The organism is Staphylococcus debuckii, assembly GCF_003718735.1.
In the GTDB taxonomy this organism is placed as follows: domain Bacteria; phylum Bacillota; class Bacilli; order Staphylococcales; family Staphylococcaceae; genus Staphylococcus; species Staphylococcus debuckii.
Map to the genome: position 1 here is coordinate 2,629,306 of NZ_CP033460.1, position 21,478 is coordinate 2,650,783.

The window sequence follows — 21,478 nt, forward strand, 5'->3', positions numbered from 1 at the left end:
AGACAGATGACTGCACAACATTAAGAAGTGAGCGACACCTATGTACCACATGTACGCTGCCTGTCTAGCACAGTTCGAACAATAGTGGCACTGACCAAAGGCATCTCTCACTCTCAATGCCGGCAGTATCTGCCTATAAAGCGCACACATGTATGGCTTGTAAATACAGTGTCGCTCATCCCTTGTGTAGTGTCCTTGGAGAACTTTGCCACTACTTGTTAGCTGGTTAACTGTGAAACGATGTCAACCGTCGCTACCCAGTTAACAAGCTTCAACAGCCAACCACTTTAACTTTAACCGTTTTGAAATATTTGAAACATAACATAATGGTTAAAACATTATTTCTCAATACATTTAATTCTAATAAATTTTCTATTTTCTAAAATTATAAATATACGCAACCTACTTATAAAGACAATTAAACAAATAGCTTTATAAAGGCTTCACACAACTACTACTCTATTATTTTTAATTTATATTCTTAATTTACTAAGTTATTATAACAGACTTTTTCTTTTGAATTATTATTTTTAAGATAAGAAAAATCTTTTCATTTTTGCCCCTCTCTAAAGTTTTCTTTTCAAAAGTTTTACAGGAATATTACAAAATAATACCTTGAGTATCTGTGGTTTTTAAGACATAATCGTAATAACTCCTATAATTTTCACAAAAGTCGGAAATTATATATTTATAAATAATAGTTATTAAATGAGTGATGAGATGATTAAGGATAATAGAAATAGTTATATTGAAGATACGCCAGAGGAAAAGTTGGCTAAGGATGCGATTATGTTAGCGGGCCGTATTTTGCTGGAATCGGGGGCTGAGGGTACGCGGGTGGAAGGTACGATGACCCGGATGGCTGAAACGTTGGGGTATCGTGAAAGTAATAGTTTTGTGACGAATACGGTGATCAACTTTCTGCTTGATAATCACACTACGCCGCGAATGTATCGGATCGAGTCGCGAGATACAAATTTGATTAAGATTTCTCAAACGAACTCTGTGTCGCGAAAGTTAAGTGCTGGGCAGATGACGCTTGAAGAAGCTTATGAGAGGTTGAAGCGGATTTATAAAGCGCAACAAACGCATGATTTAATTTATAAAGGGATTGCAGCGGCTATTATTTCTGTTAGTTTCTTGTATTTGCAGACGGGTAATTTTGTGGATATTTTGGCGACTATATTTGCGGGTAGTTTTGGTTATTTGGTGGTTGAATCGTTGTATCGTGCTAATTTGAAGACGTTATTTATTCCCGAATTTCTAGGTTCGGCGGTTATTGGAGCGATTGCTATTTTCGGGCATACGATGATTCCTGATGGTTCTTTATCAGCCATTATTATTGCTGCAGTCATGCCGATTGTACCAGGAGTGTTGATTACTAATGCGATTCAAGATCTGTTCGGCGGTCATATGATGATGTTTACGACGAAATCTTTAGAAGCGCTCGTGACTTCGTTCGGTATCGGAGCAGGCGTCGGCACGATGTTGTTAATTTTTTAGGAGGGATATACTCATGTTTTGGTTATTAAACTTTATTTTCAGTTGTATCGCTTCTCTCTTCTTCTGTGTTATTTTCGATGCGCCTAAGCGGATGTATATTTGGGCTGGCCTGGTAGGTGCTTGTGGCTGGATGGTTTATATTGTCTTATTCCGCGGCCTAGAATTACATACTATCTATGCTTCCTTCTTCGGCAGTTTAGCCTTAGGTCTCTTAAGTCATATTATGGCCCGTATTAAAAAGGAACCTGTGATCATCTTTATGGTACCTGGTATTATACCGCTTGTTCCTGGAGGACTTGCATTTGATACTACAAAGAGCCTGGTTATTCTGCAATTCGGTAATGCAGTAAAGACAATGTTAGAAGTCACTTTGATTGCCGGTGCAATTGCGGCCGGTTTATTATTCGCAGATCAAATTGCCCGCTTAGTGGTTAGTGGAAAAAGTACTTTGCTGAAAAAGCAGTCTCTCAAATAAAAGAATCAATAAATTTTTAATGAACAGTGAAGAAACGTGAACATTTTGAGTTTCTTTACTGTTATTTTTATAAAATTTCGCTAAAAAGGATTGCAGTTAGTATTCAGAATATTTAAAATATAATTAAGAGGTAATATTATTGACCACGAAAAAATGAAAGAAGGCACTTACATCATGCAAAAACTCAAATTTCATTTTAAAGGCAGTCCTTCGGAAATTAGTTACTTAGAAGCACAGCAAAAAGAAGGTTATATGCTGACAAATATTAAAAACGGCATTTATACTTTCGAGAAAAATCCAGCCGTTAAAGATACTCAACTGCAAGTGACCTTTGCTAAGACGGAGGATTTGAAGAAAGCGAACTCCCACCAAGAAAACAGTCCATTCCTTTCCGTTTATGCGAAACAACTGAATTACTCTAAATATACTGTTCTTTACAGCTACTTAGAAGAAAAAGATAATCCACTTTATAACTTGACAGATACTAAAGCTGCAGAACACGAATATCTCAGTTTTTTCAAACGCATTATTTTTAGTTTAGCAGTTCTCACTATGTTTATTTGTGTAGCATTGTGGGCTTACTTTACTGCACTTGGCAAACCATCATCTACACTTGTGATACCCATAGAAATCATGATAGGCGTCTTTGTAGTATTATTGATTATCAACATTTTAATCAATCGTCGTATCAGAAAGCATTGCCCTAAGCCGGAAGATGAACTCTATCTCAGCTATTCTGTTTCTGTCAAAGGTACAGGTCAAAAACCTGACGTCAGTCATTTGAGATATCTTGGCGCTTGGCGTTATCAAACAGAAAAAGACGATAAGTATTATTATAATTTGTTTAGCAAAGAACCTAAGGAAGTTATTTTAGAAGATATAAGCAAAAAATTAAATATTCCTGAAAAAGATATTTATATCTATTCTCAATTTGATTTGTTTCCTGTTTATATGCATTTCTAAGGATGTTGAGAAAAAAATAATAAAGAGCAAGGACCAGGACAAATTAACATCCTGGTCCTTGTTATTTGTTTACTCGTCTGATTTAGATTTGCCAAATCGTTGCTTCACAAAGTATATAATACCGATAATAAGTAAAATAATTAAGACAATAAGTACAATACTTGAGAATGAATCGAATGCGGCAGAAATCTTCGGCCATGCTTCACCAGCTTGTTGACCAAGTAGGACGAGTACTGTATTCCAAATTAGTGTTCCGAGTGTAGTTAAGATTAAAAACGATGCGAGCGGCATATTGGTTGTACCTGCCGGAATTGAAATCAGACTTCTGATAACTGGAATAAAGCGCGCAAAGAAGACAATTTTCTTACCGTGATGATCAAACCAGTGGTCTGCTTTTTCTAAATCTTCCGCTTTAAAACGCAGTATCTTGCCTGTTTTACCATTTGCCAATTTCTGCAAACGTTCTATAGATAAGAAGCGTCCAATAAAGTACAGCACGATGGCACCAAATACAGAACCAAGGGTTGCAGCAATAATTACACCAATAACATGCATCTTAGAATGCAAGGTTAAAAAGCCGCTGAAAGTTAAAATCAACTCTGATGGTATGGGTGGAAAAATGTTTTCTAAAGCAATTAATAAGAAAACACCGAGGTAACCAAATTGATCGATAAATTGCTCGACCATTTTTTCCATATTGTTCCTCCTAATACATTTTTAAACAAACAAATTCAAAGTGTGATTTTGTTTGCTTTTAATAACTTATATAATTTCATAACCCATTGCAAGTAATATCCTTGTAGGTAGCTTATCAGTAAAAAAAGAAGCGATGAAAACGCGTCTTGGTTTTCATCGCTTCTGTATTTTTATGAATTAGTTTTTCTCTTTTGTGGGTCCCTGCTCTCCAGGGCTTTTTTTTCCGAATCGGGTTCGTCTATCATGGATTCAACTTTAGCTTGGCTCGTATCCAGAATTAAGCGACTGAGTTCGTCTTTGTTGATGTTCTTCAGTTTAGGATAACGGACGACAAAGAAGATGAGTCCGAGTATCAACCAACCGGCCAAGGCGATATAGGATGGCACGGATAGTGCAGCGGGTGATCCTGGAATAAGTAGTAGTCCTAGGAAGATGGCTGCAAAGATTGAACCGATAATGGCAAAGGTCTTGTAGATGGGTGCGTAGGTGTTGCTTGCCTTGTTGTAGCTGAATAGTTTCGCTGCTGATAAGCATGTGATGAGATAGGCTACGGATACGCCTGTTGACGACATATCGACAATCCATGTCAGCGCGGTACGTCCTAGCCATGGTGCGATTAAGGTTAGAGCGACTAGGAAGATAATCGCGACGTATGGTGTTTTATAAACGGGATGCAGTTTGCTGAAGACTTTCGGCATAATGCCTGAACGTCCCATTGAGAAGAGGAGTCTGCTGGCACTCATTAGGAAGCCGTTGAGTCCTGTAAAGATTCCCATGATAATTGCAATCGCAAGTACTGCAAGTCCGACATAACCGAATGCTGATTTTGTAACTGCTCCTGTCACCCAAAGATTCCCGTTTAAGCTTAAACCGCTTTTGCCTAACCATGCAGTGTATAAGATCATCAGAATGTATGTACCTGCTGCGGCCAGTAAGCTATAAACGATCAGTTTAAATGTTTTGTTTGGTGAAAAGCTGAATTCTTCTGCTGTTTGCGGAATGTTGTCGAATCCGACGTATGCCCATGGTGCGACAGCGACAATCATGATAATAGATGTAAACCATCCTTCATGTGCGGCTGTTAAAGGCTGCAAGTTGCTGAACGCAAAGTCCTTTCCGAAAAATGAACCGAAGAACATGAGTAATACGACAATGACCATCGCAACGCAGAAATAATACTGCAAGCTGCCTGATACATGGGCTCCGCGAATGGTAATCAACATAAATACGAGTAATAAAACAGTAGCAATGATGATTTCAGTTAAATAAACATCCCATCCTGCAATAGTATATAGCTTGCCGTGTTCTAGCACGCCTGGCAACATAAATTTCAACAGTAAACTAAAGGCGGTGGCGTTCAAGGCCACTACGCAAATGTAACCGAATGTCAGGAACCATGATGAGAAGAAACTGACATAACGTCCGAAACTTAAGTAACTGAATGCAAATGCACCGCCGGAAACTGGAAAGTGTTCGACGAGTGCGCCATAACTGACGGCGATAACAATCATCAGTAATGCCCCGATGGTAATTCCGATGGCTGCGGAAATGGAACCGGATTGTTTAATCCAGTCACCCGGCAGGATAAAGGAACCCCAACCGATACATGAGCCGTAAGCAATGGCCCAAACGAATTTCTCTGATAGGTTTTGCTGTAAATCTCCGCGATCTACTTTTTTATGGATATTTTCTTTATTTGTCTGTCCCATAATAAAAACTCACCTCATTCGATACATTATACCCTGTGAGGCGAGTTTTTGAACGTATTTTGCGGTTTATTTTTTAATTTTTAAAGCTTGTGCCAATAAAGTCACCCATGACGCAATAAAGAGAACACCGCCGATTGGAGTGATTGCGCCTAATGGTTTGATTTGTGTTAATGATAATACGTAAAGTGAGCCGCTGAAGATGACAATTCCGCCGAACATCATCCATCCTGCTGCTTTCAAATTCATTTTTGTTGTACCACTTAAGATACCGATGCCGATTAAGCCTAAGCTGTGATACATTTCGTATTGTGTGGCTTTTTGCCAAACATCTATATAGTGTTCTGATAATTTGCCTTCTAAAGCGTGGGCACCGAATGCGCCTGTTGCAACTGAAAGTGCTGCAGCTCCTGCACCTAATGCTAGAAATGTTTTCATTGATTTAAGATTCATTCTGAAATTCTCCTTTATAAAAATAATAAAATATGTGAGTGCGTTTGTTTGCTGACTGCAACTTTGTTCTCTTCTTCGATTACCTAAAAATCAAAGATGGAATCTCCATTGCCAAGTTCATCATCAGTTACCATTTTATTGGAATTGCCAGGTGGTGTCGATGTATTTGATGTGTTTACTTTGCCGCCCATTGCTTCGATTTCTGCAACTGACACCTTATTGTGTGTAGTACTGTTTGTGCTCGGCATAGAGGCGCCGGACGTCTGGTTAGATGTAGATTGCTGTACTTGTCTGTGTTGGGATGCTGGCGCACTGTCTGTATACAGCGCTGTCAGTGTGTGAATGGCATACATGTGTTTTTGAAAATCCGCTTCACTCCCTGCCTCATCTGCCTGTACGAGTTCTTGCTCAATCAACGCGATAATTTTATCTTTATCCACGCTGCGCCTCCTCTCCGCACCAATCGATGGGTGTTTCGCCGAATTTTTCTAAATATGCATTCGCTTTAGAATAAGGCTTAGAGCCGAAGAAGCCGCGATAAGCTGATAATGGGCTCGGATGTACAGATTTAATCACTGCATGTTTTGATGTATCAATCAGTCTTTCCTTTTGTTGTGCGGGTTTGCCCCATAGAATGAAAACAACATGGTCGCGATACTCAGAAACCGCTTTAATAATCTCGTCTGTAAAAACTTCCCAGCCGATATTACGGTGTGAGGCCGCTTCGCCTTTACGTACAGTTAAAACAGTGTTTAAGAGCAGGACGCCTTCTCTGGCCCAGTCTTGCAAATGCGATACCGTACGTCTGCATCCGATATCGTCTTCCAATTCCTTATACATATTGCGTAAAGATGGCGGAAATTTTCCTTCTGGCTGCACTGAAAAAGCTAAACCGTGGGCTTGTTTCGGGCCATGATAAGGATCTTGACCGATAATAACGACTTTCACTTTGTCGAAGGGGGTTAAATCGAAGGCTTGATATATATTTTCTTTATCTGGATAAACCGTTTTAGTTGAATATTCTTTGTCTAAAAAATCATGCATTGCTTTAAAATCGTGTCGACTTGTAATGTCATGAAATACTTCTGACCAGTTCATGGAATCACCTCATCGTTATCATAACATAGGACATAAAGATTTGAGCACTCTTAGGGGTGCCCCGCTTTCTGAAGCTTTCTTTCCTGTAAGGAGGGTTAGGGTGCAAGAAGATGTTTCTTGTGATTTAAACGTGATAAAATAGTAATAAAGAGTTCGTGAAGGAGTGTATGGTTTATGGCTTTGAAAAAGGTTTTAACGATTGCCGGCTCTGATACAAGTGCAGGGGCTGGTATGCAAGCAGATTTGAAAACGTTCCAAGAGTTGGATACGTACGGCATGGTCGCTTTGGCGGCGGTGGTAACGATGGATCCGAAAACTTGGTCGCATGATGTGACTCCGCTTCCGTTTGAGTTGTTCAACAAGCAATTGGAAACGGCGATTTCTATCGGTCCTGATGCTGTCAAAACGGGTATGTTAGGTTCTGAGGAAATTATTCAACGTGCAGGTGAAGCGTTTACTGAATCTGGCGCGAAATATTTTGTGGTGGACCCGGTAATGGTCTGCAAAGGTGAAGATGAAGTATTGAATCCTGGCAATACAGATGCAATGATTAAATATTTATTGCCGAAAGCAACTGTTACAACACCAAACTTGTTTGAAGCGGGTCAATTGTCTGGTTTAGGTACTTTGAAATCGATTGATGACATGAAAAAAGCAGCGAAAATCATTTATGATCAAGGTGCTGAGAATGTAATCATTAAAGGTGGCAAAGCGTTAGATCAAGAGAAATCTTATGACTTGTATTACGATGGCGACAAATACTATCAATTAACTACTGATATGTTCCAACAAAGTTATAACCACGGTGCGGGTTGTACGTTCGCAGCTGCGACAACTGCTAACTTGGCAAATGGCCAATCTCCTAAAGATGCAGTGGTTAATGCGAAAGCCTTTGTGGCTTCTGCGATTAAACATGGTTGGAAAATGAACGATTTCGTCGGTCCCGTTGTTCATGGTGCTTATAACCGTATCGAAAAAATCGACGTTGACGTTAAAGAAGTATAATTTTAAGTGAGTTGGATAGAGGCTGAGGCATTGTTGAATGTCTCAGCTTTTTTGTGTGGGGCGATTTATGGGGTGTCGGCCGTATGTTAGGGGTCAGTTCACTCGCCATCCTTGCCTAGACAGTTTTCCGAGCCACCCTACTCAATAAAGGTTCGAACCTCTTTTACGCTCCCTCTTCATTGTTCTGCATTTCACAGCATTAACCACTTTCCAAGTTTTCAACCGAACAACTTTTTTCAGAAATTGCAACTTTCACCTTCTCGGTAATTAGTCGGAGTAAAAGTTGATACTCAGGACTCATGTTTTTGAAAAGGAAATTGAATACAATAATGAGTGTAGAGGGAGCGACTGTAATGTAAATCCGAGGCAATCCTAAATACAGATTTCTAATGGTAATCGTTACACCTTTCTGCCCACCCTAAATGTCAGAGCTCCCTCTCAATCCATAATGCATCAAAATCGCGTATAACCTCCTAAATAGACGTAAATTTCATATCCTGAACGAAACATGAAATGCGATTGCATTAATAATCTAATCATTGAATTTAATTTAGTCGTAAGTTGTATTTCCCCTGATATAACTTGCAGACTCACCCTAAAAATAGAGCACCCTGTCACTGGTGAGATTGTCCCTCTCACCCGTTGCCTGATTTGTCCCTTCAGGTTTGACAGCGGTGCTTTATTTATTTTTTTGATAAAAGAAAACACGGAGAGTCCATGTCATTGAAAACTCCCCGTGTCTCTATCTTTCTATTTAATTAATGCCTTCCATATCAATACCTGTATCTTTTTCACGTTTTTTCTTTTCTTGCACCCACCATAATGATTCTTTAGGATTGTTGGCTGCTTTTTCAAAGTCTTCCTCAGTATCAACATTTGGATATGATCCTTTTAAAGACCTGCTGGCAGTATTAGTATGCAAAAAGAAGATAACCAAGAAACCAATGATACTAATGGCTGTCAGATAAAACGCCGGCATTAAAGGTAATTGCTAATGTACGATAGCGTATATGTGTAAAGAAAATTGTCGGCAGTGTGCCTGGCATCGTTCCTTCGTATGTCGCTAAGAAAATTCCTAAGATTAAAATTCCGATTGCGACCGGCAAAATGGCTTTGAAGTTAATCAACCAGAATGCCAAAATACTGAAGAGAATCACACCGCTTAAACCAAATAACATTACTTTCTTATCACCAATCTTATCTGCTGTTTTACCATAGAATAATGCTAGCGGAATCATGATCGCCATGATACAAGTTATCAAGACGGTTACCATACCATTTTTGACGCCAATCACTTCTTCTAAATAAGACGGCAAATATGAGGTTACCATATAGTTCGTTACATTAAAGAATACGACCATTACGAAACAAACAATAATGTCTTTGTAATAGAAGCGGACACTTGTCCAAAAGCTGATTTTATCACGTTCGCTTCCACTAGATAATTCATTTTCATATATTGGTGTTTCTTGTAAATGTGTTCTTAAGTATAGTCCGACAAAACCTAAAATCAGACCGAAGAAGAAGGGAATTCTCCAACCCCATGCGGCCATTTGCGCATCTGATAATGAGAAGAATAAAACACCGCATAGTACGGAAGCAGCAATATATCCTGATAAAGTACCGATTTCTAATCCGCTTCCCAATGAATTACGTCGGTTATCAGGTGCTGTTTCAGCTACATACACCATAGCTCCTGCATATTCTCCTCCAGTTGAAAATCCTTGGACAACCCTTCCGACTAATAATAGAATCGGTGCCCATACTCCTATTTGTCCATACGTCGGCAGACAACCGATCAGTACTGTAGAAATAGCCATCATTACAATTGTGATGGTCAATACAATTTTCCGTCCGAATTTATCCCCAATAATACCGAAGACAATACCTCCGACAGGGCGTAATAAAAATGCAATTGCAAACGTTGCAAAAGTAAATACTAATTTTAATTGATCATTTTGAACATCTGAAAAGAAGTTCTTACTGATGATAACAGCTAAATAAGAATAGAGACCGAAGTCAAACCATTCCATAGCGTTACCAATCCCAGTTGCGACCACACTCCTCTTAGCCACACTGGCATCCACGCGATTAATTTTGTTTTTAAACGCATGTACTTTCATCTCCTCTACGTTTAGTGATAAAACATATGTAATTATATACCACTATTCAAAAGTATCAAACAACAACTTTTCAAAAATACAATAATTAACATTTTTAACGATTTTGTAGTTTTCGTGGCTAAATTTACAAATAAGTTGTGGTTATAAAAATTTGCGTAAGAGGAGATTGTGTACAATTTTTGAAGATAATAATAATTTTTTATAGCAAATCGATCGATAAAAGCTATGACATATTCTGTCGTCCTCTTTGAGAAAAAGTTAAAAAAAGAGCGTAAAGTTCATCATTTTTATAAAATTTATAATAATTAAAAATAATATACTTGCACTATGGATAGTAGTATAATAATAAGGTCGCTATCATATATAGCGCAATCCTCCGCAAAGGAGGTGATGCGCTATGGCTGATATTTTCATCAGTGCTTTAATTACGACGCTATTTTCCACAATTAGCGGTTGTGTTATCGCATTGTTCACGCATTGGTTAAGCGAAAAACATAAAAATAAATAATTAACCAACACCTGTAGATACATAGAAATAACCCCATTCATTATGGCCTTAATGAGTGGGGTTTGGTGTGTCATTTTTTACGACTGATATTTTATAATTTTATTATACAGAAGACTCCTTTATTATGCAACCAATAATCACAGATACTCGGCTATAACTTGAAAAATAATTTCAGCTTAGTCAACCATGATTTAATAAATGAAAAAACACTCTTGAGACAGAGAGACATAAAATAACTCTTACTTCCGTCTTCTCTCCCAAGAGTGTGATATTTTAGCTTTATTTTCTATATTTTAATTTTGCGAATGCATCATGTTGATGAATAGACTCTTCATTGCGGCATTCTATATCAAAGCCTTCTGTCCAATCTAATTCAACTAAATCAGCTGCAATCAAACGAATTAAATCTTCGACAAAGCGCGGATTTTCGTAAGCGCGTTCTGTTACTCTTTTTTCATCTGGACGTTTTAAAATCGGATATAAAATAGAGCTGGCATTCGCTTCCATAGCATCTAAAATAATTTCTTTATAATCTGTCGGTAAAGTTGCTGAAGGATCGATGTACATCTTCACAGTAATGACACCGCGTTGGTTATGTGCGGAATATTCGCTGATTTCTTTCGAACATGGGCACAATGTAGTAACTGTGGCTTGAATTGTCAATTCTTTACGTGTCACTTGATTGCCTGCTACAGCTAAGCCATATGTTACGTCCGCGTTGCCTACCGCTTTCATATTAGTAACTGGACTATAACGATTGAAGAACCATTTGCCAGATACATCTACGCCTGCTGAACTTTGCTTCATGTGTTTTTCTAAAGTATGCAAAACAGCTTCTAAATTATTAAATGTCAGTTCTAATCCATTGTCATAATGTTTCTCAACACTTTCTAAGATACGGCTCATGTTGATACCTTTTTCTTCACGAGTCAGACTTGTGGAGAAAGCGAAAGTACCTGCTGTTTGATAATCATCTATCACTACTGGATAAACTAAATTTTTAATTCCTACTTCTTCAATTTCGAATAAAAAATCTTTATGTGTACTTTGTAAATCGGTCATTTCTTCTTTTATAGTAGGCTTTGTACCTTCGATTGGATCAACAGAACCGAAGTGTCTCCAACGACCTTCACGTGTTGTTAAATCAAATTCACTCATCTGTGTGCGCCTCCACTTATGATTCAAATTTATATGTCCAATAGGCTTCTTGTTCTAAAAAACCTTTGGCTTCGTCTGGCACTTGCGGTTCTGCTAATTGTTGCAAGAACGGACCAGACTGTGATGCATGTGCTTTAAATGCGTTTAATTTCATTTCTTTGTACTCGCTGATGTCATTGACTACGTCAGGTTCCCCTAATTCTTCAATAGCATCATTGCTGAATGCGACCAGTTGCAAACGTGGTCTTTCATCTTCTGGCATACGGCCGACTGTGCGGATTACCGCATCTGCAGTTGCTTCATGATCAGGATGTACCGCATACCCTGGATAAAATGAAATAATTAATGAAGGATGAAGCTCTTCAATTAAAGACTGCACCATCCCATCAATTTTTTCATAAGGTTCGAATTCTACTGTTTTATCGCGATACCCCATCTTGCGTAAATCTTTGATACCGATTGCTTTCGCAGCTTCTTCCAATTCACGTTCACGAATTTCCGGAAGTGATTCTCGTGTCGCAAACGGTGGATTCCCCAAATTACGGCCCATCTGACCGAGTGTCAAACAAGCATATGTTACAGGCACGCCATTATCGATATAGCGCGCTAATGTTCCTGCTGATGAGAACGTCTCATCGTCAGGATGCGGAAAAATAACGAGTACTTGGCTTTCCTCTGACATGTTACGTCCTCCTTATATTTGGAAAGGAACAGTGCTGATTTCTAATGTTGCAGCTAACTGTCCTTCATAATTAAAACCTGCTAATAAAAATTCATTATTCTCATTGACTTCATAATGCGTCAAACCTTGCACATAAACCCAGCCATTATCTTGCAGTTTCAAGCCTACTCTGAACGGATCTTTGCCCCCGCCTTTCAGTTTGGCATGTTCAAAAACTACCTTTATATTTCTTAAAAAAGTCCCTGCATTAAAGACGCGTTGATCGAAATGATTCGCATATGCCCCGTTCGTCGTCTCGACATGCAGATAAACCGGCTGGTCTACATACGATTCAAGCAATGCTTGAACTTTCTCGTATTCAATCGGTTCCAATTCCTTCACTCCCTTGCGTAAAACGCAACAAATAGAATTAGTTTAGTAATTCATTTATATATTTTACTTCATTATATTCAGTATTTATTAACAGTAACTGTTGCGTTACCGTGACTTGTATCACTTTATTGTACTAAATCTGCGGATATAAATATATCGTCTTGCTCAATTTATTCCGACAATTTAAATAAGATTTTTCTCTTGCCCATGCCGTTCATAATTTAGAAACAATATTTTAATTATATAACTGTTCGGCGAGTTTCTAAAGAGGTTAAAGTGATATTTCTGGAATTTTAAAGTGCTTTACTATCTGTTTATGTTTGCCGTCGTTATAATAGGTGTGTATTCAGAGTTGGAATGGACTGAAAGAGACCTGGTGTCGTGTTAGGGGCACTCTTATTCAGTCTGCTCCTCTCCCATTACTTTTTTCCCGAAGGAGGATATCAGTGAAGATTATTAATTTAGGTAATCGCCATGATGCGTCGTTTTATACAGCGTGTGAGTTGTTCAACCAGATTGAGCGTAATCCTGAGAGTAAGTTAGGGTTAGCGACTGGCGGCACTATGGTGGATGTATATGGGCATTTCGTCAATTTGTTGAAGATGAATGATGTGGATGTTTCTAAGGTCGAGACGTTCAACTTGGATGAGTATGTGGGTTTAGCGCAAACGCATCCTGAAAGTTATCATCAATATATGCAGAATGTCTTGTTCGATCAGTATCCTTTTTTCACGGCGAGCCGTGTGCATGTGCCTGTGGGTGATGCTGAGGATTTAGATGCGGAAGCTGAGCGTTATGAACAATTGGTTCGAGAACGTGGGCCTGCGGATATTCAGATTCTAGGCATTGGCGAGAATGGTCATATCGGGTTTAATGAGCCTGGGACTTCTAAGGAGAGTAAGACGCGTGTTGTAGATTTAACTGAAAGTACGATTCGTGCGAATAGTCGTTATTTTGACAATGAGGATGAGGTGCCGAAACAGGCGATTTCTATGGGGCTTTCTACTATTATGTCTGCGAAACGGATTATCTTGCTGGCTTTTGGTGAGAAAAAGAAAGCGGCTATTACCAAATTGGCAAGCGGGGTTGAAGATGCTGATGTGCCTGCGACTATTTTATATGAGCATCCGAATGTGGAAATTTATGTAGATGATGCAGCAGCTCCAGATGATATGGGACGAGATGTTTAGGTAATACAGAAATATGTGCCGTGTTTGATTTCGCTACTGCGGGGTATATTATTTATCGTGAACTCGTATTAAAAAATATTAAAATATGAAGGGATGAATCATTTTGGAACTACAATTAGCAATTGATTTATTAAATAAAGAAGAAGCGGCAGAATTAGCTAATAAAGTAAAAGATTATGTTGATATCGTAGAAATCGGTACTCCTATCATATATAACGAAGGCTTGCCATCAGTACAATACATGGACGAGCATATTGACGGTGTTAAAGTGCTTGCAGATATGAAAATTATGGACGCTGCAGATTACGAAGTCAGCCAAGCAGTTAAATTCGGCGCTGACGTAGTAACTATCTTAGGTGTGGCTGAAGACGCATCAATCAAAGCTGCCATCGAAGAAGCACACAAAAACGACAAACAATTATTAGTCGATATGATTGCAGTGCAAGATATCGAAAAACGTGCGAAAGAATTGGATGAAATGGGTGCTGACTATATCGCAGTACACATTGGTTATGACTTGCAAGCAGAAGGCAAATCTCCATTAGAAGACTTGCACAAAGTTAAATCTGTTATCAAAAATTCTAAAGTTGCGGTTGCCGGCGGAATCAAACCGGATACTATCAAAGATATCGTAGCTGAAGGTCCGGATTTAGTTATCGTTGGTGGCGGTATTGCAAACGCTGACGATCCTGTAGAAGCTGCGAAAGCTTGCCGCGACGCAGTTAAGGGTGAATAATCTATGGCCAAACTACAATATCCATTGATTTTGGACGAGTTGAAAACGACTTTATCCAATGTCAAAGATGAAGATGTTGAAAACTTTGAACAGGCTGTGAAAGATGCCAAGCATGTTTTCGTAGCCGGCAAAGGCCGCTCAGGCTTTGTCGCAAACGGCTTTACGATGCGTTTGAATCAGCTTGAACAACCTGCTTTCATTATCGGAGGCATTACAACGCCTTCGATTCATGAAGGCGACTTGTTCATCGTGATTTCAGGTTCGGGCAGTACAGAACATTTACGTCTGCTTGCTGAAAAAGCCAAAGGTGAAGGCGCTAAAGTAGCCTTGATTACCACTCAACCCGATTCTAAAATCGGTGAACTTGCCGATACGGTTATCGAATTACCGGCCGGTACGAAATATGATGCAGAAGGTTCGGAACAGCCGCTCGGCAGTTTGTTTGAACAATCTGCACAACTTTTCTTGGATGCCGTTGTGTTGGATTTCATGCAGGATTTCAATATTGATGAAACGGCAATGCAGGAAAATCATGCGAATTTAGAGTAAAATATTTTGATAAGTTGAAGGCTGGGACATGAAAAATGTTCTAGCCTTTTTTCTATGGATAGCCTGAAACTCCGCCACATACTCCCTCGCCTCTCCCCTCAAGAACTACTCTTCTCATCACACCTTCTCTCTAAAGCTTTCTTTTCCCAAAAAATCTCAAGAAAAAAAGGACTGGAACATCTAAATAGTTCCAATCCTTGCTTTCTAAGTTGGCAACAGACAATGCAACAGCATCATTTCTGCACCGCTTCACTATTATTTTAAATGTTCGTATGGACGGCTTTCTGCGAAGGACACGATTTGCTCTACGAATAAACGTGAACGTAATTGGAATTCTTCGTCTTGTAAATAGAAAGAGCCGTCGTCGAGTTTACCGAAGTCTGAATCATGCGTAGCGATTTGTGTCGGCACCGCAATACCAAGTAAAGTACGCACGATTAAGCGCAAGTGTGATAATGGTTCTGCACTGACAATACCGCCGCTATTACCCATTAAACCAACAGGCTTCATTTTGAAATCGTCCATTGTTAAATGATCGAGTGCATTTTTCAAGATACCAGAGTAAGAACCATGATAGTTCGGCGTACCTAAAATAATAAAGTCCGCTTCACGTGCCTTCTTCTGCAACGCTTCGACATTGCGCTTATATGCATCAGGCGGGTTGCTCGCTCCTGACACATCTAATGTATGAATCGGCTGATCTGCCAAATCAAAGATTTCTGTTTCAACATCTTTCTCTTCTAGTTGTCCTTTTAAGTATTGCGCAAGCGCGTTCGTATGTGAATTCACACGTGCACTTCCTACAATAATTAAGCCTTTCATAATATTTCACCTCATAATATATTTTCAAATTGACTCTCTTCAAGTGGGCGCCTTTACCCCACTGTATGCTCGCACTTTAGCGACTTATCCTTCATGCTTCTGATTTTCTACCAGCATTTTATTGATTGCTTTGCCGACACCACTATGTTCGTTAGTATCCGTAATATCTTTCGCATATTCCTTCACTTCAGGAATCGCATTTTCCATCGCAACCGGATAACCGACACGTTCTAACATCGACACATCATTCATATTGTCGCCGATCGCCATCACATCTTTCATCTCGATGCCCAGCTGTCTCGCAATCTCTTCAAGCGCAATCCCTTTTTGCGCATAAGCATTGGTAATTTCAATATTACCGCGAGCTGACGATGAAATTGCCAAATTAGAATGTTGCGCTAACTGCTTGCTGACACGTTCAATTTTCTCAACATCCGCATCATAAGCAAGAATCTTCATTACAATTTCGCCGCGTCGACCAGTGATTTGATCATAATTATCTACCACTTTCAACGTTCCTTGATCGATACGATGCTGGATATGATTGCGAATCTTTTCCACATCCGCTTTCTGACCCGCATGCTCCGCGATATCAATATAAATATCCAAGTCTTTCTGAGGATCCTCCGTATAAATACCGAAATTCGTATACACTTGATAATACACATCGTCTTGATTCAATACATCCGTGATTTGTTCAATCATCTCTCTATTCAAACTAGAAGTATGCATAATATCAAATGATTCATCACGCACTTCCGCACCATTCAAGCAGATATAAGGCACCTTCAAGCCTGTAGGTTCAATCGGAGAACTCGCTTCATAGAACGCACGTCCAGTCGCGATAACCACAGTAATCCCTTGATCCTGCGCTGCTTTAATCGCTTGGATATTTTCCTCAGAGACCTCATGTCCCGCATTTAATAAAGTACCATCCATATCAGTTGCAATCAATTTAATCATGACTTTACCTCATTTCTATTGTCTTTAACTTGCAGAAATTTAATTTTTTGAAAAAGAAAACTTTGGAGAGCTGAAAAGCAGTCAAAAGTGCCTTTGCAGTTTGGTTGGCCAAATACGCGCGCCAGCCTATAGTTCACTTGCTATTCTACCAAATTATCGGCCTATATTTCTATCGTCTGCTTGACTGATTTATTAAGTTATGTCGTCATTTCGCTTTATTTAGCAAATAATAATACGATTAAAACAAGGTACACAATCGCCATAAATACAAACCGCCAAACTGTAGGTTGCGGTGTTAATAATTTGCGGTCTGACCAAGTTGCCCAAAAGTATGAAATCAAACCGATGGCTACCAATATTTTCAAAACAACATTGGGTACAAAAACATTGATGCACGACACAATTACGAGTACCCCGCAAATCACCGTGGTACGTTTAGAAATAGTTTTAAAGCCTTGATCCAAAAGTGTACATATAAACGCGATAAATACAATGCTGAAAATTGTCGAATTCATGATGCATAACCCTCTCAAGATGTGATTTTTATAAGCTATAACGTTATTTTTATTGTAATTATACCACGCAAATTTATTCGTTTTCTGTAGATTTTTTCATTAATTTCTTCTTGTCTCGCAACTGTTTAAAAAAGTGTTTAAGCAATTGGCTGCATTCTTCTTCCAATACCCCACTGACCACTTCAGCACGATGATTGAAACGCGGTTCTTGCAATAAATCCATCAAGCTGCCGCTGCATCCACCTTTTGGATCAGCAGCCCCATACACTACACGCGGAATCCGACTCATGACGATAGCACCTGAACACATGACACAAGGTTCCAAAGTCACATATAATGTACAATCTTCTAAACGCCAACTGCCTACTGCTTCAGCGGCCCTCTCAATTGCAATGTGTTCCGCATGTGCAGTCGGCTGCTGTGCCGTTTCGCGTAAATTATGAGCACGCGCAATCACTTCACCATTTTTCACTATTACTGCACCAATCGGCACTTCACCGATACGTTCTGCTTTTGCTGCTTCTTCTAATGCAAATTTCATATAATTTTCATCTGTAGTCATATGTTCTATCTCCTGCCTTGTGATACAATAACTATTGTCTATTTTAACACTTGGAGTGTTGTTTATGAATCAACCTTATATTGCCATAGAAGGTCCTATAGGAGTAGGAAAATCTACTTTGGCGCACTATTTGAGCGACACACTGGACTATCATGAAGCTCAAGAAATTGTGGATGAAAATCCATTTCTCTCTGATTTCTATGAGGATATCTCAACTTGGAGTTTTCAAACTGAAATGTTCTTTTTATGCAACAGATACAAGCAAGTTCAAGATCTTGAGCAGCAGACTGCTGGTATTGTCAGTGATTATCATATTTTTAAAAATAAAATCTTTGCTCGTCAAACTTTGACGGATACAGAATTTGATAAATTCAGCCGCATTTACAAAATATTAACTGAAGATTTAATAATGCCGAATGTGGTGATTTTTCTAGATGCTGATTTAGAAGTTCTGAAACAACGCATTGCCAAACGTAATCGTAGTTTCGAACATCAAATTGAAGATGACTATTTATTAAATTTAAAACAAGCGTATTGGGAATTCTATCAATCTTTAAAAGCACAAGGTAAACAAGCCAAATGGATTGATACTACGGAACTTGATTTCGTCAATCATCCTGATGATTACGCACAGATATTAAACATTGTTCAAGCAATGATAGGAGGCACAACACATGAATAATTACGGTATCCCTCAAGATGCAGTGATTACAATTGCAGGTACCGTAGGCGTCGGCAAGTCTAGTCTGACACGCGCCCTTGCAAAAAAATTAAATTTCCGCACTTCTTTTGAAAATGTGGACCATAACCCTTATTTAGATAAATTCTATGATGACTTCGAACGTTGGAGTTTTCATCTGCAAATTTATTTCTTAGCTGAACGTTTTAAAGAACAAAAGCGTATGTTTGAATACGGCGGCGGTTTCATCCAAGACCGTTCCATTTATGAAGACGTTGATATCTTCGCAAAAATGCATGAAGAACAAGGTACGATGTCTCAAGAAGACTTCAAAACCTACTCTCAACTCTTTGATGCGATGGTTATGACACCTTATTTCCCTAAACCAGACGTTTTAGTATATCTAGAGTGTGATTATGATGAAGTGATTGATCGTATCCATCAACGTGGCCGTCAAATGGAAATTGATACAGATCCTGAGTATTGGAAGAAATTATTCCGCCGTTACGATGAGTGGATTTATAACTTCAATGCTTGTCCTGTCGTGCGCGTTAACATTAATGAATATGATTTGCACGAAAGTTTAGATACACTTGATCCTGTATTAGATAAAATCGCTAATATTATTAAAATACATCGTGAAGTCGATCCGAGATAAATATAAAGCAATGAGAAAAGACATTCTCATTGCTTTTTAATTTAGTCTATTTTATTTCTTTTAAATATTTCTTTACTTCATCATTCAAACCGTGGTAATATTCATATTTAGTATTTGGAAACTGTGCTTTCATTTCATCATCTGTACTGTTAGACATGACGAATGGATGTCCGATATAGCTTAAATAAGTTTCATCATTACCGCTATCTCCAAATCCTAAGACTTCAGATGCTGGAATATCAAATAAATCCAGCAAATATTTCACTGCGAATAACTTGCCGGCATTCTTAGGCGTGAAGTTCACATCATAAGCATCTTCAGGGTCTCCGGCTAACGGATTCGTCTTATTGAAATGAACTGCATAATCATAAGAGGCCGCTTCTTTCTGCAAATTCTCTAACATTTTTATATCTTCATCTTGGTCACCTTGTGAATCAAAATAATATTCGTACAAAGTTTCTTTATCTCTATATTCTCGTTGCGGTTGAAGTTTCACATCATACTTTTGTTCAAAGTTATCAATAATTTCATCGACTTTTTCTTTAGTGAAAGGTGCTTCAGAAACCGCTTCTTCATATTCTTTATATTCTTGATACTCACCTTGATCATCTAATTGATACATCTGAGAACATAAATCTGAAAAGATATATTGCGGTTTGAATTCCATCTCAGCTTTTTCCATTTTCTTCAAGATATTCGGAAAAATACTGCCAGATAAGAATGCTGTAATGACGCCATCTTCTTTCACCGCTTGTGTAAGCGTCTCTTCTAAATCACGTAAATCGGGAATATCTTCTTTTGTCGTCGCATGTTTATAATAAGTTTCGTCAAAGTCAAATAGAATTAAGTGATGTTTCATCGTCGTATCCTCCTTTAAAGTGAACTACTCTAAATCATTACGATAAATCACTGGTTCATAGTCATCTTCTTCCACAGGTTTGCTGTAATAATCTTCATCTGTTTCTTTCAAACCGTACGCTTCCGCTTTATCCGCTTCGCTAGTTCCAATATAACTTTGTCCTTGTGCATCATAATACAAATCAAACAACGTGCCGCCATAACGGGCTTCATGTTTAATCTCATACAGCGCCTCGACCTCTGTGCGTTTGACCTCTTTATAATAAAGCGTATGCGTCGTATGTTTGGTGGTTTGCACGTCGAATCCTAACGCGGCTGCTTTCGGATTTTCTGTCACTAATTTTAATTTAGAACCGAAATCATTCAGTACCCGAAAGACTTCTCCTTGATATTCTGCGTAACGTCCATCTACTATGGTGCGTTGGTCTGCCATTTCATTCACCTCTGTTTTCAAAAAGAACTGCTGTTAACAGTTATGCTTCTCTCCCGTTTTTCTTTTCCAAAATTTCTACAGCTTCGGGAGCTGACTGCACGACGTAATCTGCGTGCTGCAATTCGTGCTCTTGGCCTACTCCGGTCAATACGCCAATTGAAAGGCCTAATTCTGCGTTAATTGCAGTTTGAATATCGTTTGGCGAATCGCCGACGATTGCAATTTCGTCTGCCTTCAAGTCAGGTGCATGGTCAAAGAGCGGTCGCAGTACTTCTGGATTAGGTTTCTCTGCAGCGTTGGCTTCGGTTGATATAATGAAGTCAAAGAAGGCCTCTGTGTTTGTGGCTTCAATGAATTGTTCTGTCCCTTTTTTCGTATCACTGGTAAGAATGCCGATTTGAAAACCAGCATCTTTAAGTGTATCGAGTGCATCTGTCATGCCTTCAATCCATTTAATTTCCGGAACGCGGTGGTCTATCAAGTATTGGCTGGTTTGCCGTGTCCACTCGGATACATCTTCTCCGGCTAAAGCATTGAAGTTCTGAATAATCTCATCTAAAGAACCGCATGCCATTGGAGTACCTGGCAATACTTGATCTTGTTCTTTATCTACCCCTAAAGTTTTATAAGCATGCTCTGCATTTTCAGGAGAAATATAGCGTTCTACAAATTCATCGACCATTTGAATGCCGACTTTCATCCAACTCATATCAAAGTCAATCAACGTACCATCTTTATCAAATAATATCCATTTCAAAGCCATCTGTTAAC

25 protein-coding genes and 1 pseudogene are annotated in these 21,478 nt (G+C 38.9%); 10 read left to right on the forward strand and 16 right to left on the reverse strand.

The window, feature by feature from the left end:
- Positions 1 to 720 precede the first annotated feature (720 nt).
- The 3 genes from CNQ82_RS12770 to CNQ82_RS12780 all read left to right on the forward strand — a co-directional run bounded on the left by CNQ82_RS12770 (position 721) and on the right by CNQ82_RS12780 (position 2,941).
- Complete coding sequence (locus CNQ82_RS12770; RefSeq protein WP_123145566.1) at positions 721 to 1,503, forward strand: threonine/serine exporter family protein; 783 nt, start codon at positions 721 to 723, stop codon at positions 1,501 to 1,503.
- 13 nt (positions 1,504 to 1,516) lie between these two features.
- A complete protein-coding gene (locus CNQ82_RS12775) occupies positions 1,517 to 1,978 on the forward strand; it encodes a threonine/serine exporter family protein (RefSeq protein ID WP_123145567.1) in 462 nt (153 codons plus the stop codon).
- A 174-nt stretch (positions 1,979 to 2,152) separates the two neighbouring features.
- Entirely contained in the window at positions 2,153 to 2,941 is a 789-nt protein-coding gene (locus CNQ82_RS12780; protein ID WP_164711978.1) for a hypothetical protein, read from the forward strand.
- A gap of 69 nt (positions 2,942 to 3,010) precedes the next feature.
- On the opposite strand, the gene CNQ82_RS12785 is transcribed toward CNQ82_RS12780, so the two are convergent.
- From CNQ82_RS12785 to CNQ82_RS12805, 5 genes are all read right to left on the reverse strand, one after another.
- Complete coding sequence (locus CNQ82_RS12785; RefSeq protein ID WP_123145569.1) at positions 3,011 to 3,637, reverse strand: DedA family protein; 627 nt, start codon at positions 3,635 to 3,637, stop codon at positions 3,011 to 3,013.
- A 170-nt stretch (positions 3,638 to 3,807) separates the two neighbouring features.
- Entirely contained in the window at positions 3,808 to 5,346 is a 1,539-nt protein-coding gene (locus CNQ82_RS12790; protein WP_123145570.1) for an APC family permease, read from the reverse strand.
- 66 nt (positions 5,347 to 5,412) lie between these two features.
- Positions 5,413 to 5,781: a DUF423 domain-containing protein gene (locus CNQ82_RS12795; protein ID WP_095107333.1), complete on the reverse strand. Its 369-nt coding sequence runs from the start codon at positions 5,779 to 5,781 to the stop codon at positions 5,413 to 5,415.
- Positions 5,782 to 5,879: 98 nt separating this feature from the next.
- Positions 5,880 to 6,236: a DUF5327 family protein gene (locus tag CNQ82_RS12800; protein WP_123145571.1), complete on the reverse strand. Its 357-nt coding sequence runs from the start codon at positions 6,234 to 6,236 to the stop codon at positions 5,880 to 5,882.
- Positions 6,229 to 6,894, reverse strand: coding sequence for a uracil-DNA glycosylase (locus CNQ82_RS12805; protein WP_123145572.1), 666 nt, complete (start codon positions 6,892 to 6,894; stop codon positions 6,229 to 6,231). Before CNQ82_RS12805 ends, CNQ82_RS12800 begins: the two co-directional genes overlap by 8 nt.
- A 174-nt stretch (positions 6,895 to 7,068) precedes the next feature.
- On the opposite strand from CNQ82_RS12805, the gene thiD reads away from it, so the two are divergent.
- A complete protein-coding gene (thiD, locus tag CNQ82_RS12810) occupies positions 7,069 to 7,899 on the forward strand; it encodes a bifunctional hydroxymethylpyrimidine kinase/phosphomethylpyrimidine kinase (protein ID WP_123145573.1) in 831 nt (276 codons plus the stop codon).
- 754 nt (positions 7,900 to 8,653) lie between these two features.
- On the opposite strand, the pseudogene CNQ82_RS12815 reads toward thiD, so the two are convergent.
- Positions 8,654 to 10,022 (reverse strand): annotated as a pseudogene (locus CNQ82_RS12815) (MFS transporter).
- 397 nt (positions 10,023 to 10,419) lie between these two features.
- Here CNQ82_RS12815 and CNQ82_RS12820 point away from each other — a divergent pair.
- Complete coding sequence (locus tag CNQ82_RS12820; RefSeq protein WP_123145574.1) at positions 10,420 to 10,530, forward strand: type I toxin-antitoxin system Fst family toxin; 111 nt, start codon at positions 10,420 to 10,422, stop codon at positions 10,528 to 10,530.
- A gap of 279 nt (positions 10,531 to 10,809) precedes the next feature.
- Here CNQ82_RS12820 and folE2 read toward each other — a convergent pair whose 3' ends face one another.
- The 3 genes from folE2 to CNQ82_RS12835 are packed head-to-tail and all read right to left on the reverse strand — an operon-like array spanning position 10,810 to position 12,742.
- The gene (gene folE2 / locus CNQ82_RS12825) at positions 10,810 to 11,688 is read right to left on the reverse strand and encodes a GTP cyclohydrolase FolE2 (protein ID WP_123145575.1); all 879 of its coding nucleotides are present in this window, start codon (positions 11,686 to 11,688) and stop codon (positions 10,810 to 10,812) included.
- Positions 11,689 to 11,704: 16 nt separating this feature from the next.
- Positions 11,705 to 12,370: a bacillithiol biosynthesis deacetylase BshB2 gene (gene bshB2, locus CNQ82_RS12830; protein WP_123145576.1), complete on the reverse strand. Its 666-nt coding sequence runs from the start codon at positions 12,368 to 12,370 to the stop codon at positions 11,705 to 11,707.
- 12 nt (positions 12,371 to 12,382) lie between these two features.
- The gene (locus tag CNQ82_RS12835) at positions 12,383 to 12,742 is read right to left on the reverse strand and encodes a YojF family protein (protein ID WP_164711979.1); all 360 of its coding nucleotides are present in this window, start codon (positions 12,740 to 12,742) and stop codon (positions 12,383 to 12,385) included.
- 446 nt (positions 12,743 to 13,188) lie between these two features.
- Here CNQ82_RS12835 and nagB point away from each other — a divergent pair, with 446 nt between their 5' ends.
- From nagB to hxlB, 3 genes are all read left to right on the forward strand, one after another.
- Positions 13,189 to 13,932, forward strand: coding sequence for a glucosamine-6-phosphate deaminase (gene nagB / locus CNQ82_RS12840; RefSeq protein WP_123145578.1), 744 nt, complete (start codon positions 13,189 to 13,191; stop codon positions 13,930 to 13,932).
- A 103-nt stretch (positions 13,933 to 14,035) separates the two neighbouring features.
- Complete coding sequence (gene hxlA, locus CNQ82_RS12845; protein ID WP_012664254.1) at positions 14,036 to 14,668, forward strand: 3-hexulose-6-phosphate synthase; 633 nt, start codon at positions 14,036 to 14,038, stop codon at positions 14,666 to 14,668.
- Positions 14,669 to 14,671: 3 nt separating this feature from the next.
- Positions 14,672 to 15,217: a 6-phospho-3-hexuloisomerase gene (hxlB, locus tag CNQ82_RS12850; protein ID WP_123145579.1), complete on the forward strand. Its 546-nt coding sequence runs from the start codon at positions 14,672 to 14,674 to the stop codon at positions 15,215 to 15,217.
- 255 nt (positions 15,218 to 15,472) lie between these two features.
- Here hxlB and CNQ82_RS12855 read toward each other — a convergent pair whose 3' ends face one another.
- The 4 genes from CNQ82_RS12855 to tadA all read right to left on the reverse strand — a co-directional run bounded on the left by CNQ82_RS12855 (position 15,473) and on the right by tadA (position 18,079).
- Positions 15,473 to 16,039, reverse strand: coding sequence for an NADPH-dependent FMN reductase (locus CNQ82_RS12855; protein WP_123145580.1), 567 nt, complete (start codon positions 16,037 to 16,039; stop codon positions 15,473 to 15,475).
- Between the two features lie 84 nt (positions 16,040 to 16,123).
- Positions 16,124 to 17,002 carry a Cof-type HAD-IIB family hydrolase gene (locus CNQ82_RS12860; protein ID WP_123145581.1) on the reverse strand — a complete coding sequence of 293 codons (879 nt, stop codon included), beginning with the start codon at positions 17,000 to 17,002 and terminating at the stop codon, positions 16,124 to 16,126.
- A 215-nt stretch (positions 17,003 to 17,217) separates the two neighbouring features.
- The gene (locus CNQ82_RS12865) at positions 17,218 to 17,517 is read right to left on the reverse strand and encodes a hypothetical protein (protein ID WP_123145582.1); all 300 of its coding nucleotides are present in this window, start codon (positions 17,515 to 17,517) and stop codon (positions 17,218 to 17,220) included.
- A 73-nt stretch (positions 17,518 to 17,590) separates the two neighbouring features.
- Positions 17,591 to 18,079 carry a tRNA adenosine(34) deaminase TadA gene (gene tadA, locus CNQ82_RS12870; RefSeq protein WP_123145583.1) on the reverse strand — a complete coding sequence of 163 codons (489 nt, stop codon included), beginning with the start codon at positions 18,077 to 18,079 and terminating at the stop codon, positions 17,591 to 17,593.
- Between the two features lie 64 nt (positions 18,080 to 18,143).
- Here tadA and CNQ82_RS12875 point away from each other — a divergent pair, with 64 nt between their 5' ends.
- Together CNQ82_RS12875 and CNQ82_RS12880 are read left to right on the forward strand one after the other, a co-directional pair.
- Positions 18,144 to 18,761 (forward strand): deoxynucleoside kinase, encoded by a 618-nt coding sequence (locus CNQ82_RS12875; protein ID WP_123145584.1) that lies wholly within the window; start codon positions 18,144 to 18,146, stop codon positions 18,759 to 18,761.
- Positions 18,754 to 19,416, forward strand: a complete 663-nt coding sequence (locus tag CNQ82_RS12880; protein ID WP_095106829.1) for a deoxynucleoside kinase — start codon at positions 18,754 to 18,756, stop codon at positions 19,414 to 19,416. The genes CNQ82_RS12875 and CNQ82_RS12880 overlap by 8 nt, the downstream gene beginning before the upstream one ends.
- A 46-nt stretch (positions 19,417 to 19,462) precedes the next feature.
- On the opposite strand, the gene CNQ82_RS12885 is transcribed toward CNQ82_RS12880, so the two are convergent.
- The 3 genes from CNQ82_RS12885 to CNQ82_RS12895 are packed head-to-tail and all read right to left on the reverse strand — an operon-like array spanning position 19,463 to position 21,470.
- Entirely contained in the window at positions 19,463 to 20,275 is an 813-nt protein-coding gene (locus CNQ82_RS12885; RefSeq protein WP_123145585.1) for an HAD-IIB family hydrolase, read from the reverse strand.
- 24 nt (positions 20,276 to 20,299) lie between these two features.
- Positions 20,300 to 20,707 (reverse strand): hypothetical protein, encoded by a 408-nt coding sequence (locus tag CNQ82_RS12890; RefSeq protein ID WP_123145586.1) that lies wholly within the window; start codon positions 20,705 to 20,707, stop codon positions 20,300 to 20,302.
- Between the two features lie 40 nt (positions 20,708 to 20,747).
- Entirely contained in the window at positions 20,748 to 21,470 is a 723-nt protein-coding gene (locus CNQ82_RS12895) for an HAD family hydrolase (protein ID WP_206125365.1), read from the reverse strand.
- Positions 21,471 to 21,478: the final 8 nt, after the last annotated feature.

What these genes read in the sequence shown, in the direction of transcription:
- tadA (WP_123145583.1), bottom strand. Translation starts at nt 18,079, where the DNA reads ATGACTACAGATGAAAATTATATGAAATTTGCATTAGAAGAAGCAGCA.
- CNQ82_RS12895 (WP_206125365.1), bottom strand. Translation starts at nt 21,470, where the DNA reads ATGGCTTTGAAATGGATATTATTTGATAAAGATGGTACGTTGATTGAC.
- CNQ82_RS12885 (WP_123145585.1), bottom strand. Translation starts at nt 20,275, where the DNA reads ATGAAACATCACTTAATTCTATTTGACTTTGACGAAACTTATTATAAA.
- hxlB (WP_123145579.1), top strand. Translation starts at nt 14,672, where the DNA reads ATGGCCAAACTACAATATCCATTGATTTTGGACGAGTTGAAAACGACT.
- CNQ82_RS12855 (WP_123145580.1), bottom strand. Translation starts at nt 16,039, where the DNA reads ATGAAAGGCTTAATTATTGTAGGAAGTGCACGTGTGAATTCACATACG.
- CNQ82_RS12820 (WP_123145574.1), top strand. Translation starts at nt 10,420, where the DNA reads ATGGCTGATATTTTCATCAGTGCTTTAATTACGACGCTATTTTCCACA.
- folE2 (WP_123145575.1), bottom strand. Translation starts at nt 11,688, where the DNA reads ATGAGTGAATTTGATTTAACAACACGTGAAGGTCGTTGGAGACACTTC.
- CNQ82_RS12775 (WP_123145567.1), top strand. Translation starts at nt 1,517, where the DNA reads ATGTTTTGGTTATTAAACTTTATTTTCAGTTGTATCGCTTCTCTCTTC.
- CNQ82_RS12770 (WP_123145566.1), top strand. Translation starts at nt 721, where the DNA reads ATGATTAAGGATAATAGAAATAGTTATATTGAAGATACGCCAGAGGAA.
- CNQ82_RS12875 (WP_123145584.1), top strand. Translation starts at nt 18,144, where the DNA reads ATGAATCAACCTTATATTGCCATAGAAGGTCCTATAGGAGTAGGAAAA.
- bshB2 (WP_123145576.1), bottom strand. Translation starts at nt 12,370, where the DNA reads ATGTCAGAGGAAAGCCAAGTACTCGTTATTTTTCCGCATCCTGACGAT.
- CNQ82_RS12790 (WP_123145570.1), bottom strand. Translation starts at nt 5,346, where the DNA reads ATGGGACAGACAAATAAAGAAAATATCCATAAAAAAGTAGATCGCGGA.
- CNQ82_RS12805 (WP_123145572.1), bottom strand. Translation starts at nt 6,894, where the DNA reads ATGAACTGGTCAGAAGTATTTCATGACATTACAAGTCGACACGATTTT.
- CNQ82_RS12860 (WP_123145581.1), bottom strand. Translation starts at nt 17,002, where the DNA reads ATGATTAAATTGATTGCAACTGATATGGATGGTACTTTATTAAATGCG.
- CNQ82_RS12780 (WP_164711978.1), top strand. Translation starts at nt 2,153, where the DNA reads ATGCAAAAACTCAAATTTCATTTTAAAGGCAGTCCTTCGGAAATTAGT.
- CNQ82_RS12785 (WP_123145569.1), bottom strand. Translation starts at nt 3,637, where the DNA reads ATGGAAAAAATGGTCGAGCAATTTATCGATCAATTTGGTTACCTCGGT.
- CNQ82_RS12890 (WP_123145586.1), bottom strand. Translation starts at nt 20,707, where the DNA reads ATGGCAGACCAACGCACCATAGTAGATGGACGTTACGCAGAATATCAA.
- CNQ82_RS12880 (WP_095106829.1), top strand. Translation starts at nt 18,754, where the DNA reads ATGAATAATTACGGTATCCCTCAAGATGCAGTGATTACAATTGCAGGT.
- thiD (WP_123145573.1), top strand. Translation starts at nt 7,069, where the DNA reads ATGGCTTTGAAAAAGGTTTTAACGATTGCCGGCTCTGATACAAGTGCA.
- CNQ82_RS12865 (WP_123145582.1), bottom strand. Translation starts at nt 17,517, where the DNA reads ATGAATTCGACAATTTTCAGCATTGTATTTATCGCGTTTATATGTACA.
- CNQ82_RS12795 (WP_095107333.1), bottom strand. Translation starts at nt 5,781, where the DNA reads ATGAAAACATTTCTAGCATTAGGTGCAGGAGCTGCAGCACTTTCAGTT.